At 70.2% G+C, this 13,327-nt stretch carries 13 protein-coding genes; 9 read left to right on the forward strand and 4 right to left on the reverse strand.

Annotation, left to right across the window (positions count from 1 at the left end):
* Positions 1–157 precede the first annotated feature (157 nt).
* Genes coaA through AB0H84_RS40345 form a run of 6 tightly spaced genes read left to right on the forward strand, consistent with a single transcriptional unit; the run spans position 158 to position 5,449 of the window.
* Positions 158–1,060 (forward strand): type I pantothenate kinase, encoded by a 903-nt coding sequence (coaA, locus tag AB0H84_RS40320; protein WP_357616940.1) that lies wholly within the window; start codon positions 158–160, stop codon positions 1,058–1,060.
* Positions 1,061–1,094: 34 nt separating this feature from the next.
* Positions 1,095–2,021: a DUF389 domain-containing protein gene (locus AB0H84_RS40325; RefSeq protein WP_357616878.1), complete on the forward strand. Its 927-nt coding sequence runs from the start codon at positions 1,095–1,097 to the stop codon at positions 2,019–2,021.
* 39 nt (positions 2,022–2,060) lie between these two features.
* A complete protein-coding gene (locus tag AB0H84_RS40330) occupies positions 2,061–2,969 on the forward strand; it encodes an ABC transporter ATP-binding protein (RefSeq protein ID WP_357616880.1) in 909 nt (302 codons plus the stop codon).
* Positions 2,962–3,822 (forward strand): ABC transporter permease, encoded by an 861-nt coding sequence (locus AB0H84_RS40335; protein WP_357616882.1) that lies wholly within the window; start codon positions 2,962–2,964, stop codon positions 3,820–3,822. The genes AB0H84_RS40330 and AB0H84_RS40335 overlap by 8 nt, the downstream gene beginning before the upstream one ends.
* Positions 3,819–4,733, forward strand: coding sequence for an ABC transporter ATP-binding protein (locus AB0H84_RS40340; RefSeq protein ID WP_357616884.1), 915 nt, complete (start codon positions 3,819–3,821; stop codon positions 4,731–4,733). Before AB0H84_RS40335 ends, AB0H84_RS40340 begins: the two co-directional genes overlap by 4 nt.
* A complete protein-coding gene (locus AB0H84_RS40345) occupies positions 4,733–5,449 on the forward strand; it encodes an ABC transporter permease subunit (protein WP_357616886.1) in 717 nt (238 codons plus the stop codon). Before AB0H84_RS40340 ends, AB0H84_RS40345 begins: the two co-directional genes overlap by 1 nt.
* Before the next feature lie 45 nt (positions 5,450–5,494).
* On the opposite strand, the gene glmM is transcribed toward AB0H84_RS40345, so the two are convergent.
* The 3 genes from glmM to rplM are packed head-to-tail and all read right to left on the reverse strand — an operon-like array spanning position 5,495 to position 7,837.
* Positions 5,495–6,841 carry a phosphoglucosamine mutase gene (glmM, locus tag AB0H84_RS40350; RefSeq protein WP_357616887.1) on the reverse strand — a complete coding sequence of 449 codons (1,347 nt, stop codon included), beginning with the start codon at positions 6,839–6,841 and terminating at the stop codon, positions 5,495–5,497.
* A gap of 1 nt (position 6,842) precedes the next feature.
* A complete protein-coding gene (gene rpsI / locus AB0H84_RS40355; RefSeq protein WP_357616889.1) occupies positions 6,843–7,367 on the reverse strand; it encodes a 30S ribosomal protein S9 in 525 nt (174 codons plus the stop codon).
* Between the two features lie 26 nt (positions 7,368–7,393).
* A complete protein-coding gene (gene rplM / locus AB0H84_RS40360; RefSeq protein ID WP_357616891.1) occupies positions 7,394–7,837 on the reverse strand; it encodes a 50S ribosomal protein L13 in 444 nt (147 codons plus the stop codon).
* Between the two features lie 307 nt (positions 7,838–8,144).
* On the opposite strand from rplM, the gene AB0H84_RS40365 reads away from it, so the two are divergent.
* The 3 genes from AB0H84_RS40365 (at position 8,145) to AB0H84_RS40375 (ending at position 12,437) form a co-directional block, all read left to right on the forward strand.
* Positions 8,145–8,903 carry a CAP domain-containing protein gene (locus tag AB0H84_RS40365; protein ID WP_357616893.1) on the forward strand — a complete coding sequence of 253 codons (759 nt, stop codon included), beginning with the start codon at positions 8,145–8,147 and terminating at the stop codon, positions 8,901–8,903.
* Between the two features lie 75 nt (positions 8,904–8,978).
* Positions 8,979–10,157, forward strand: coding sequence for a hypothetical protein (locus AB0H84_RS40370; protein WP_357616895.1), 1,179 nt, complete (start codon positions 8,979–8,981; stop codon positions 10,155–10,157).
* 210 nt (positions 10,158–10,367) lie between these two features.
* A complete protein-coding gene (locus AB0H84_RS40375; RefSeq protein ID WP_357616897.1) occupies positions 10,368–12,437 on the forward strand; it encodes a hypothetical protein in 2,070 nt (689 codons plus the stop codon).
* Here AB0H84_RS40375 and truA read toward each other — a convergent pair.
* Positions 12,402–13,310, reverse strand: coding sequence for a tRNA pseudouridine(38-40) synthase TruA (gene truA / locus AB0H84_RS40380; RefSeq protein ID WP_357616899.1), 909 nt, complete (start codon positions 13,308–13,310; stop codon positions 12,402–12,404). The two genes, AB0H84_RS40375 and truA, sit on opposite strands and share 36 nt — an antisense overlap.
* Between the last annotated feature and the right edge of the window lie 17 nt (positions 13,311–13,327).

Genomic DNA, 13,327 nt, shown 5'->3' on the forward strand with positions numbered 1-13,327 from the left:
CTCACATACGTCATTCGCCAAAGCGAGTCTTCCTTCCCCGAACACAGTCTCGGTAATCCCACGTCTTTATCCACAGGCTGTGGATCACGCGGGGAGCGCCCCGCCCATGATCCGGTTTGTCCCCCATCGCTACGCTGCCTAGGTGAACAACGGCTACGTGGAACTGAGCAGGGAGCAGTGGAGCGAGCTCCGCAAGAACACGCCCTTGACTCTCACCGCAGACGAGCTGGAAGAGCTTCGCGGCCTCGACGATCCCATCGATCTCACCGAGGTCACCGACATCTACCTCCCCCTCACCCGGCTGCTCAATCTGCACTTCACCGGGTCCAAGCAGCGCAGCAGCGTGCTGAGCGCCTTTCTCGGGCATCCCGAGCAGCGCGTGCCGTACGTCCTCGGCATCGCGGGCAGCGTCGCGGTGGGCAAGTCGACGACGGCGCGGCTGCTGCACACGCTGCTGGCCCGCTGGCCCGAGCACCCGCACGTGGAGCTGGTCACCACCGACAGCTTCCTCTACCCGAACGCGGTGCTGGAGTCCAAGGGCATCATGCACCGCAAGGGCTTCCCGGAGAGCTATGACCGCAGGGCGCTGGTCAGGTTCGTGGCCGAGGTGAAGGCGGGGTCGGCGGAGGTCCGCGCGCCGGTCTACAGCCACCTGGAGTACGACATCGTCCCCGGCGCCACCCAGGTCGTGAAAAATCCGGATATCTTGATCATCGAAGGGCTCAACGTCCTCCAACCGGCCCCGCCCACCTCCCTCGCGGTCAACGACTACTTCGACTTCTCGATCTACGTGGACGCCAAGGTCGAGGACATCCGCACCTGGTACGTCGACCGCTTCCACAAGCTCCGCCGCACCGCCTTCGAGGACCCCAAGTCGTACTTCCGGTACATCGCGGAGCTTTCGTACGAGGAGGCCACCGACTTCGCCGTCAACGTCTGGCGCGACATCAACGAGCGCAACCTGGTCGAGAACATCGCCCCCACCCGGGGCCGCGCCGACCTCGTGCTCCAGAAGGGCGCCGACCACTCGGTCAGACGAGTACGCCTCCGCCAGACCTGACCGGTATCAACGCCGCATGGACCACAATGTGTCCGTGTTGCATCTCCGACTGATCAGCCCCGCCACCCGCACAGAAGAGGCGACGGCGGTGTTGGAGGACTGCCCAGGCGTCACCAACATCGTCGTCCTGCCCGGCGCGGCCCGCGAGCCCGCCGGCGACGTGATCCTGTGCGACGCCGCGCGCGAGTCGGCGAACGAGGTGCTGGGCCGGCTCAAGTGGGTGGAGACGGAGGGCTCCATCGCCATCGAGCAGGTCGATTTCTCGCTGTCCAGGGCGGCGGACGACGCGGTGGACGAGGCCCCCGGCGATCCCGACGACGCCGTGGTGTGGGAGGAGCTGGCGCACAAGGTGCACGCCGACTCCCGCATCACGTGGGCGTACCTCACGTTCCTGGCCATCGCCACCCAGCTCGCGGGCATCGGCGTGCTGCAGAACTCGCCCATCCTGATCGTCGGCGCGATGGTGCTCGGGCCGGAGTTCGGCGCGGTCGCGGCCATCTGCTTCGGCCTGCTGCACCGCAGGTGGCACCTGGTCGTCTCCTCGTTCAGGACGCTGGTCGTCGGCTTCACGATCGCGATCGCGGTCACGTTCGCCTGCGCGCTGGTCTCCAACTGGCTCGGCTGGATCGACCACGGCCCTCTCAGTGGGCACGAGGAGGTCCAGTTCATCGTCAAGCCGGACCGGTGGTCGTTCATCGTGGCGCTGCTGGCCGGCGCGGCCGGGGTGCTGTCGATCACGGCGGGCAAGTCGTCGGCCCTGGTCGGCGTCTTCATCTCGGTCACCACGGTGCCCGCGGCCGGCTTCGTGGCCGTCGCGCTGGCGCTGGGCGACTGGGAGGAGGTCTCCGGTTCGGCGTCGCAGCTCGCGGTCAACATCCTCGGCATGGTCATCGCGGGCACCGGCACGCTGCTGGTGCAGCGGAAATTCTGGCCTCAAGTAGGACGGCGTTCATCCGTCTGAACGAGGCGGCGGCCCCGTCCCGGCGGTACGGTCGGGCACATGCACATCCTCGCCACCGAGGGGCTGACCAAACGCTTCCCCACCGTCACCGCGGTCGATCAGCTCACGGTCACCGTGGGACCCGGGGTCACCGGTCTGGTTGGGGCGAACGGCGCGGGCAAGTCGACACTGATCAAGATCCTGCTCGGCCTGCTGCCGCCCACCAGCGGCAGCGCCAAGGTGCTCGATCTGGACGTGACCGCGCAGGGCGCCGAGATCCGCAGGCTCGTCGGCTACATGCCCGAGCATGAGTGTCTCCCGCCCGACGTCTCCGCCACCGAGCTGGTCGTCCACCTCGCACAGATGTCCGGCCTGCCGCGCACGGCCGCCCGCGAGCGCGCTGCCGACGTGCTGCGCCACGTCGGCCTGGCAGAAGAGCGCTACCGCGCCGTCGGAGGCTACTCCACGGGCATGAAGCAGCGCGTCAAGCTGGCCCAGGCTCTGGTGCACGACCCCAAGCTGATCTTCCTCGACGAGCCCACCAACGGCCTCGACCCCCGCGGCCGCGACGAGATGCTGACGCTGATCAGGCGCATCGGCACCGAGTTCGGCATCAGCGTGCTGGTCACCTCCCACCTGCTGGGCGAGCTGGAGCGGATCTGCGACCACGTGATCGTCATCGACGCCGGGCGGCTGCTGCGCTCGTCCGCCATCGGCGAGTTCACCCAGGCCACGCAGACCGTCACGGTCGAGGTCGAGGACGGCCTGGAGCCGCTGGCCGCCCGCCTGACCGAGGCTGGGCAGGCCGTCTCGCGGCAGGGCCGCCTGCTGGTCGTCAAGGTGCTCGGCCAGGAGACGTTCGACGCGATCAGGGACGCCACCGTCGACCTGGACCTCTGCCTCATCCGCCTCGAACAGGGACGCCACCGCATCGAGGACGTCTTCAGGGAGGAGGTCGCGGGTGTCTGAGATCTACGACATCGGCTACCGCCACTACGACGGCCCCCGGCTCGGCCGCGCCTACGCGACCAGGGCGCTCACCGTGCACAGCCTGCGCGGCATCTTCGGCCTCGGGCGCACGGCCCGCAGCAAGATCATGCCGTTCTCCCTCTTCGTCATCATGCTGCTGCCGGCCGTCGTGGCCATCGCGACGATGGCCCTGGCCCAGCAGCGCATCCTGCCGTACAGCGGCTTCGCCGTCATCATGCAGGCCGTGGTGGCGGTCTTCCTGGCCTCCCAGGCGCCCACCGTGGTCGCCCCCGACCTGCGCTACCGCGTGCTGCCGCTCTACCTCTCGCGTCCGGTCTCGATCGCCGAGTACGTGGGCGCCAAGGTCGCGGCGATGACCCTGGCGCTCTTCCTGCTGGTGGCGGTACCCCTGACGTTGATCTACGTCGGCGAGCTGGTGGTGGACATGCCCGGATCGCCGGCCACCGGCGAGTACCTGGGCGCGGTGCTCATGGCGCTGGTGCTGGCGCTGCTGCTGTCGGCGTTCGGGCTGGCGCTGGCCTCCTTCACGCCGCGGCGCGGGCTCGGGGTGGCCTCGGTGATCGTCGTCTACCTGCTGTCGGTGGCGTCGGTGCCGTTGATGTACGGGATGCTCTCCTCCTCCGGCTACGAGTCCGCGGCCGCCTGGGCCTGGCTGGCCAACCCGTTCTGGTTGGTGGACTCCCTACAGTCCTGGCTGTTCGGCACCCCGCCGCACTCCATCGAGAGCGCCGCCTACCCGAGTGGCCCGGCCTCGGCGGCGACCGTCGTGGTGCTGGTGGCACTCGCCCTGGCCGCCCTCGCGCTGCGCTACAGGAAGGCGGCCTCGCGGTGAAGATGGAGCTTTCGCAGGTTTCCCGCTGGTACGGCAACGTGGTGGCGGTCAACGACGTCACCATGACGATCGGCCCCGGCGTCACGGGCCTGCTCGGCCCCAACGGGGCGGGCAAGTCCACGCTCCTCCACATGATGGCCGGCTTCCTGGCCCCGTCGGGCGGCTCGGTCACGCTGGACGGGAATCGGGTCTGGAAGAACCATCACATCTACCGAAATATCGGCCTGGTCCCGGAACGGGAGGGCGTGTATGGCTTCCTCACCGGCTGGCAGTTCGTCCTCTCCGCCGCCCGCCTCCACGGGCTGAGCGACCCTGTTGAGGCCGCGCGCAAGGCCCTGGCCACGGTCGAGATGGAGGAGCCGAAGGACCGGCGCGTGGAGACGTACTCGAAGGGCATGCGCCAGCGCGTCAAGGTGGCCGCCGCGCTGGTCCACGACCCGCCGGTGCTCCTGCTCGACGAGCCTTTCAACGGCATGGACCCCCGCCAGCGCCTCCACCTCATGGACCTGATCCGCGCCATGGGCACGGCGGGCAAGACGATCCTGTTCAGCTCCCACATCCTGGAGGAGGTCGAACGGGTCGCCCAGCACATCGAGGTCCTGGTGGCGGGGCGGCACGCGGCGTCGGGCAACTTCCGCGAGATCAGGCGGCTGATGACCGACAGGCCCCACCTGTTCATGATCCGTTCGAGCGACGACAGGAAGCTCGCCGCGGCCCTCATGCGCGACCAGTCCACGGGCGGCATCACCCTCCGTCCCGACGGTCTCGAGGTGCAGGCCACCGAGTTCCGCCGCTTCACCTGGCTGCTCCCCCGGGTGGCGCAGGCGGAGGGCGTACACCTGCACCAGGTCTCCCCCGCGGACGAAGACCTGGAGAGCGTCTTCGCCTACCTGATCACCAGGAGCACCTGATGAATCCAGTTGTCGCAGGTATCACCTACCGGGCGCTACTCGGTCGCCGCCGGATCATCCTGCTGCTCCTGTTGCCCTTGGCGCTGATCGGCCTGGCCGTGCTCTTCCGCGTGCTCGGCGGGAACGACCAGAAGATGGCCGTCGACCTGATGCAGATCTTCGCCATCGGCACCATGCTGCCCTTGCTGGGCGTGATCGCCGGCACCGGCGTCATCGCACCGGAGATCGACGACGGCACGATCATCCACCTGATGTCCAAGCCGATCTCCCGCCCGGTCATCGTCCAGACGAAGTTCCTCGTGGCGGTCTCGCTGATGGCCCTGTTCGGCGCCGTGCCCACCTACCTGGCGGCCTGGATCCTGGCCGGCAACGAGGACGGCATCGCCCCGGGCTTCGCCCTGGGAGCCCTGGTGGCCGGCATCGCGTACGCCGCCGTCTTCCTCCTGCTGGGCATCGTCACCCGGCACGCGGTCACGATCGGCATCATCTATGCCCTCGTCTGGGAGAGCGTGGTCGGCGGCTTCATGCCGGGCGCCCACAAGTTCTCGATCCAGCAGTGGGGTCAGACGATAGCCAAACAGATCTCCGACTCGACCTTCATCAAGGCGGACGTCGCGCTGAGCTTCGCCGTACCGGCGCTGATCGTCGTCACGGTCGTCGGCGTGCTCTGGGCGGCACAGCGGCTGCGGGTCTTCTCGCTCACCGGGGACGAATAGGCGAACGGCCCGCGGGATCATCCCGCGGGCCGTTCGAAGCGTCGCTCAGGCGCAGACCTTGCGTACGACGTCGGCGAGGCGCTCCGCCACCTGGGTGGCGTGCTCCTCCGACGCGGCCTCCACCATGACGCGGATCATCGGCTCCGTGCCGCTCGGCCTGATCAGGACCCGGCCCGTCTCGCCCAGCTCGGCCTCCGCCTCCGCGACGGCGGCCAGCAGGTCAGGCTCCGCGGCCTTGCCCTTGTCCACGCCCTTGACGTTGATCAGGATCTGCGGCAGCGGCGTCATCACCGAGGCCAGCTCCTTCAGCGGCACGCCGGACTTGGCCACCACGCCCAGCAGGTGGAGCGAGGTGAGCAGGCCGTCGCCGGTGGTCGCGTGGTCGAGCATGATGACATGGCCCGACTGCTCGCCGCCGAGGTTGAAGCCGTCGGACTTCATGCGCTCCAGCACGTAACGGTCGCCCACCGCGGTCTCCACCACGGTGATGCCCGCATCGCGCATGGCCAGCTTGAAGCCCAGGTTGGACATCACGGTCGCCACCACGGTGTCCTTGGCCAGCAGGCCCTCGCCGTGCATGGCGGCGGCGAGGATGGCCATGATGTGGTCACCGTCGATGACCGCGCCCGTGTGGTCGATCGCCAGGCAGCGGTCGGCGTCACCGTCGTAGGCCACACCGAGGTCGGCCCCGCGCGACACGACCACCTGCTGGAGCTTCTCCAGGTGGGTGGAGCCGTGGCCCGCGTTGATGTTGAGGCCGTCGGGCCTGGCGCCGATGGCCTCGACCCTGGCGCCCGCGCGGACCAGCGCCTCGGGAGCCACCATGTGGGCGGCCCCATGAGCGCAGTCGACCACGATGTCGAGCCCGTCGAGGGCGGCGTTCATCGTGGTCAGCACGTGATCGATGTACCGGTTGGCCTCACCGTACGCGTCCCGCACCCGGCCCACGCCGGAGCCGACGGGGAAGGTCCACTCCTCGCCCAGGCGCCGCTCGATCTCGTCCTCGACCGCGTCGGACAGCTTGAAGCCGCCACGCGCCAGGAACTTGATGCCGTTGTCAGGCGCCGGATTGTGCGAGGCCGACAGCATGACGCCGAGGTCGGCGCCGAGCGCTGCGGTGAGGTGGGCGACGGCAGGTGTGGGCAGCACGCCGAGGCGTAGCACGTCCACGCCGGACGCCGCGAGGCCGGCGACCACTGCGGCCTCGAGAAACTCTCCCGAGGCACGCGGGTCCCGGCCTACGACAGCCACCGGTCGGCGCCCGGTGGCTGCGAACGCGCCTGCATCGCCGAGGACGTGAGCCGCCGCGACCGCGAGGTCCATGGCGAGCTGCGCCGTGAGGTCGCGGCCGGCGACCCCACGGACCCCGTCGGTGCCGAAGAGGCGCGCCAACTTAGCGCTTGCTGTACTGCGGAGCCTTGCGGGCCTTCTTGAGGCCGTACTTCTTCCGCTCCGTGGCGCGGGCGTCACGGGTGAGGAAGCCGGCCTTCTTCAGCGGCGGGCGGTTGACCTCGACGTCCAGGATCGCCAGGGCGCGGGACAGGCCCATGCGCAGCGCGCCGGCCTGGCCGGTCACGCCACCGCCGTCGATGCGCGCGATGACGTCGAACGCCTCCTCGGCGCCGAGCACCACGAAGGGCTCGTTGACGATCTGCTGGTGGACCTTGTTCGGGAAGTAGACGTCCAGCGAACGACCGTTGATCGTCCACTTGCCGGTGCCGGGGACGATGCGCACGCGGGCGATCGCCTCCTTGCGGCGGCCGGTGCCGTACGAGTTGCCCGTGGTGACGGGCTTGCGGACGGGCGCGTCGGCGCTGGCGGCGGACTCGGTGGTGTACTCGGACGGGAAGTCCTCGCCGGAGAAGTCCTCCAGCTCGGCCTCGACGACGGCCGTCTCGACACCGGTGGGCTCAGCCACGGTTCTCCTCTAAATCTTTCGAACTACTACTGGGCGATCTGGGTGATCTGGAACTGCACCGGCTGCTGGGCCTGGTGCGGGTGCTCGGAACCCGCGTAGACCTTCAGCTTCTTCGCCATCTTCCGGCCGAGGGAGTTCTTGGGAAGCATGCCCTTGACGGCCTTCTCGACGGCCTTCTCCGGCCGCTTCTCCATGAGCTCGCCGTACGTGACGGAACGCAGACCGCCCGGGTAGCCCGAGTGGCGGTACGCCTTCTTCTGCTCAAGCTTGTTGCCACTGAGCGCGACCTTGTCCGCGTTGATGACGATGACGAAGTCACCGGTGTCGACGTGGGGAGCGAAGATCGGCTTGTGCTTGCCGCGGAGCAGGGTCGCGACGTGGCTGGCCAGCCGGCCCAGCACGACATCGGTCGCGTCGATGACGTACCACTGACGCTGGACGTCGGCGGGCTTCGGTGAGTACGTGCGCACGGTCGTAGCCTTCTTTATGCTCGCGTCTTCGGCGCTGTCGGAAGTGACAGCTAACATTGGTCGGTCGGTGCGGGCACACGACGGCCCGGACCTTCCGTCTCCTCAACACGGGAGATGACGCCGGACGCGCCGCGCATTGGTCTCACGGACCTATGCACACAACGAACCTAAGCTACCCGCCCATAGGCGTGCAGGTCAAAATGACCGGTAACCCGGTGTGAGTTTACCTGACCGCAGAACGGTTCGGTTTCGTTTCCCTGGGACCTCTTCATTCCCAGGACCAGACATCCCTATCGTTAGCGGCGGTATGTGGCAGAACTCTCACCCCCGGCAAACCCAGCAGGGCGCTCGGCGCCGGAATCACCTGGGGGTGCTCGCCTGCCTCATGGCCGTGCTGTTCACGGGCATACTGATCGGCCGGCTGAGCGACGACGCCGAGCCGGCCCGCCACGTCTTCCTGAACGAGACCGCCCCGCCGGCCGCCGCCACCGCCAACCCCGCGCCGACCTCCGCCAAGAAGGCGCAGCAGCAGGCCGAGATGATCCCCAGGAAGCTCACCACCAAGACCGTGCCGCGCGACAGGGCCACCCCGCGGCCCACCAAGACGCCCGAGGGCCAGATCCCCGGGTTCAACACCCAGGACAACCCGGCGCTGCTCAGCGACGGCAGCACCGGCGTGCAGGCGATGCCCGGCCTGGCGGCCAGGGTCGTCTCGCTCACCAACTCGGCCAGGTCCAGGCACGGCTGCGGGGCGCTCAGGGTGGACGGGGGGCTCACCCGCTCCGCGCGTACGCACGCGCTGGAGATGGCGAGCACCAAGCAGCTCTCCCACAACTCCCCCGACGGCTCGTCACCGTGGGACCGGATGGAGCGCGCCGGGTACCACTGGGGCGCCGCCGAGAACATCGGCGCCGGATACAGCACCCCTGAAGAGGCGGTGAGCGGCTGGCTCGGCAGCCCCGACCACCGCAAGAACATCCTCGACTGCGGCCTCAAGGCCATCGGCGTGGGCGTCGCGTCAGGCCCCGACGGGCCGTGGTGGACCCAGGACTTCGGAACCCGATGACGAACATCACGGTAATGTCGCCGCATGGGTTTTCCCGAAGGACGTGAAAACGGCGCCCCCTACGGGATGGGGAGCATGTTCCAGCCTGCGGGCAACGGTCAGGGTGGTCAGGGCCGTCGCCGCGCGCCGGCCGATCCGGGTGGGCCCCCTGCTCAGGGCGGTCCCGGCTTCCCCGACGGTCCGGGCGTCCCCGATTCCCCCGGCGGTCCCGGCGGTCCGGGCTTTTTTGGCGCTCCCGATGGTCCCAGCGGTCCGGGCTTCTTCGGCGGTCCCGATGGTCCGGGCGGTCCGGGCGGTCCGGGCGGTCCCACCGCGCCCGGTGAGCCGGGTGCGCCCGGCGGCCCTGATGCTCCTGGTGCCTCCGACGCCGACGCTCCAAAGGGAGGCCGTCGCTCCCGCAGGGGACGCGCCGCCGACGACTCCGACCAGCCTGACAAGCCGGACAAGACGGATAAGAAGGCAGACAAGGCCGACAAGGCGTCCAAAGGCAAGTCCGAGAGGGCGCCACAGAGCCGGGTCGGCTGGAGCCCGTACGACGAGGGTCCGCGCTCGCGCGCCCCGCTGTGGTTCTCCCTCGGCGGCCTCGCGGTGCTCGGCCTGCTCGGCGGCGGCCTCGCGCTGATGTTCAACGCCGACGACCCCGCCACCACCCAGGCCTCCGTCCCGACCCGGACCTCGGCGCCGCTCCCGTCGGCCCCACCCGGCAAGTACGGCTTCGCGGCCGAGCGCTCCTCGGATCCCGAGCCGATCACGGTGAAGGAGATCTTCGGCAAGCAGAAGAAGATCACCGTCGCGGGCCGGTCGTACGAGATGACGATCACCAGCAAGGACAAGAAGTGCAGTGACGGCGCTCTGGGCGACGCCCTGAAGAAGGCACTCAAGGCCGGCAAATGCACCCAGCTCGTACGCGCGAGCTTCCGCGACAAGGCCGGCAAGGTGATCGGCACGATCGGCGTGGCCAACCTCAAGAGCAGCAAGTCCGCCAGCAAGGTCGCCAAGGTCGGCAGCACGAGCAACTACGTGAAGCCGCTGGCAGGCAAGGACAGTGTCACCAAACAGCTCGGTTCGGGGGCCGGCGGGGCCAGGATCTGGACGCACGGCCACTACGCGATCATGGTCTGGTTCCAGAACAAGGACGGCACGAAGCCGGACAAGAAGGGCTCCAAGCAGCTCTTCGCCGCCATCGACGACATCACCAAGGCGACGGTCTTCAAGGCTCTGGACAACCGCTCACTGACCGGCAGCCCCCAGTAGCGAAACGGGCTTCGTGCGCGTTAGGCGGCCAAACGGGATGCCGGATCCCGCTGGGAACGCTCATACCGACATAACGATCTCGCTGCTCTCGCTAGGCTCCCCCTTATGCGTGGCCAGGAACCCGGGTCCGAGCCCGATCGCAGGGAAGCCGACGGCTCGTCCGCCCCAGCGACGCCACCGCCGAGCTTCGGGCAGACCGGCGGGCGAGACATGCCATCGGCGTTCACGCCTGCCGACGAGTCGCCACCCGACTCCGCCGAGGGCGCGACACGCGGGCTCGCCGACGGCGCGACCCGCAACCTCGCCGACCGCGTCGCACGCGGCTCCACCGACGGGGCGCCCCATGGCTCCGCCGGCAGGGCGGCAGGTGGCGCCGCCGACGGCGTGACACGCGCCTCCGACAGTGGCGCGGCACACGGCCCTGCCGACGGCGCCACCCGCAATCCCGCCGAGCGCGCCGTACGCGGACCCGGCGACGAAGCGGTGTCCGCGTCCGCCCACGACGCGGCGCACGCGTCCCCCGCCCGGCCCGCGTCCGCCCCGTCAGGCGGAGCCACAGGCGCCGGCGAGCCCCCTGCCATCCCCGTCTTCCAGGGCCCTCCCCCCAACCTGCCCGACCCCGACGAGCCGCCCGGCAAGCAGCCGTGGGAGGTCGCGGCAGACGACGCCGCGGAGTACGACTGGTTCGCCGACGACGTCGAGCCCACCCGCCCGGGCGAGCTACGGCCGTACATCCCGCTCTCGGACCCGAGCCGCCCCACGCGCCCGGCCCGCCCGCCGGCCGACCCGGTCGTGCCCGGCGCGCCGCCCTGGGAGCCCCCGCCGGCGTTCACCGCCGCCGCAGCGGGCATGCCGGCGTGGCCCGCGCCCATCAGCGACCCGCACGCCATGCCGCCCTGGCCCGCCGCCACGGGCGAGCTGGTGGCCGAGCCCGACAGCGACGAGCCGGACACCCCCTTCGACTCGAACGCCACCAACCCGGAGGGCTTCACCCGCCCGGCCCACTACTTCAACCCGGGAGCGGCGCGACGGGAAGCATCCCAACAGCAGCCGTCCGGCGCCCAGGCAGGAGCCGACGCACCGGAGCAGCGGGAGGACGCCCAGCACCCCGCCGGGCCGGACGACGTCCCTCCGCCGAAGCAGGCGAGCGCCCCTCCCGTCCGGCGAGGGAGCGTTCCACTGTCGGCCCCCGTCGCCCCGCCGCAGGAGGAGACCCGGCCGATCGCCCAGGAGGGCACCGCGACGTCTCCCCACAGCACCAGGCAACCGGCCCACTACTTCGACCCCAAGACCGCCGGACGCGACCACCCGCCGGTCTCGCTCTCCGATCCCGCGAACGTGCCGGTCCACCCGGCGGAGCCCGGCGACGTACCCGTCTGGCCGCCCACTCCACCGGCCGCGAGCAAGCTGCCCGATCTTCCGTTCCCCAAGGACACCTGGGGCCAGAAGTCCCTCCCCCCGGGCGGCGGTGCCGCGTTCCCAGGTGGAGCGTTCAAACAGCCCCCGTTCCAGACCCCGCCCCCGCCGCCCGCACCGCCCGGAAAGAGCAGGCGCGCCCTGTTCGTCACGTTGGGCGCCCTCGCACTGGCCGGGGTGGCCACCGGCGGCTTCTTCGCCTACCAGGCGGTGAGCTCTCCCGCTCCCACCACGACCGCCGCCCGGCCCAGCGCGTCCGGGCAGGCGAGCTCCGAGCAGCCGCCGTCCGGCGAGCCCTCAGGCGCCCAGCCCTCGGACGCGCCCGGCGGCACGTCGATCCTCAACTCCGAGCAGACCGACCCGCAGAAGCTGTCGCTGTCGGAGGCGTTCCCGAAGAAGAAGGTGAGCGCGGCGGGCACGACGTTCACCAGGGTCAAGGCCGACATGGAGACGAGCTGCGACAAGGCCGCCGTGGGAGCCTTCGCCGACGCGCTGCGCGAGCAGAAGTGCGGCCGCGTGCTGAGGGCCACCTACGTCGACAGCAAGCGCCGCTACGCCGTCACCACGGGCATAGCGGTCCTCCCCGACAAGGACGCGGCCGCCGCCGCCGACAGGGCCAAGAACCTGTCACGCAACATCTGGTTCCGCCCGCTCCCCGGCGCCGCGGGCTCGGGCAGCGAGCGCGTGCACATCGCCGGTGGCTACGCGTCCGGCCTGGTGTGGGGGCGTTACATCGTCTTCAGCTACGCCACGTACGCCGACGGCCACACGCCCGACTCGAAGGACAAGACGCTCCCCAAGGTCAGCGGGGCGCTCCGCGACCAGACCTCACTCGTCCTGGAACGCCGCGTCACCAAGGGCTGAGCCTCCCAGCGGAGCGGCCCGCCGGTCAGACACCGTCCGTACTCGCCGCGTGGCCGAGGCCCGCGCGGCGAGCTCCGCCTCCGCCGGGTAGCCGACCTCCTCCAGGCACAATCCGTGCGCGGGCGCGACGTGCACCCCAGAGTCGCGTACGGCCCGCACCAGCACCTCACCCGGCCACTCCACGGGCCGGCTGCCGTCGCCCGCCGCCAGCAGCGACCCGACCAGCGCCCGCACCATCGAGTGGCAGAACGCGTCCGCCACGACGGTCGCCACCAGCAGCCCGTCGGGCTCGCGTACCCACTCCAGCCGCTGCAGCTCCCTGATCGTGGTGGCTCCTTCGCGCTTCTTGCAGAACGCCGCGAAGTCGTGCTCACCGAGCAGCCGCGCCGCCGCCGCGTTCAGCGCACCGACGTCCAGGGTCCGGTTGTGCCACACCACCTCACGCCGCCGCAGCGGGTCCACGCCGCCCACCGCGTCGCTCACCCGGTACGCGTACCGCCGGAACATCGCCGAGAAACGCGCGTCAAAGCCCTCAGGAGCCACGGAGACGCGAAAAACACGTACATCGGGGGGCAACACCCCACCAAGCCGCCGGACGAGCGCAGAGAGCCGCTCATCGACGCCCAGCGGCCCGCGGTTGCCGTCGAGCTCGGCCAGCGAGCCGTCCGGCACGTCCACGTGGGCCACCTGGCCGCGCGCGTGCACCCCGGCGTCGGTACGGCCGGCCACGGTCAGCATGGCGGGCCCTTCGAGGCGCAGGATCCGGCCCAGCGCCTGCTCGATCTCGCCCTGGACCGTACGGCGCCCCGGCTGCCTGGCCCAGCCGGAGAAGTCGGTCCCGTCGTACGCGAGGTCGAGGCGGAGCCGTACCACGATGATCCTCCTTCAAC

Source organism: Nonomuraea sp. NPDC050786 (assembly GCF_040654115.1).
Lineage (GTDB): Bacteria > Actinomycetota > Actinomycetes > Streptosporangiales > Streptosporangiaceae > Nonomuraea.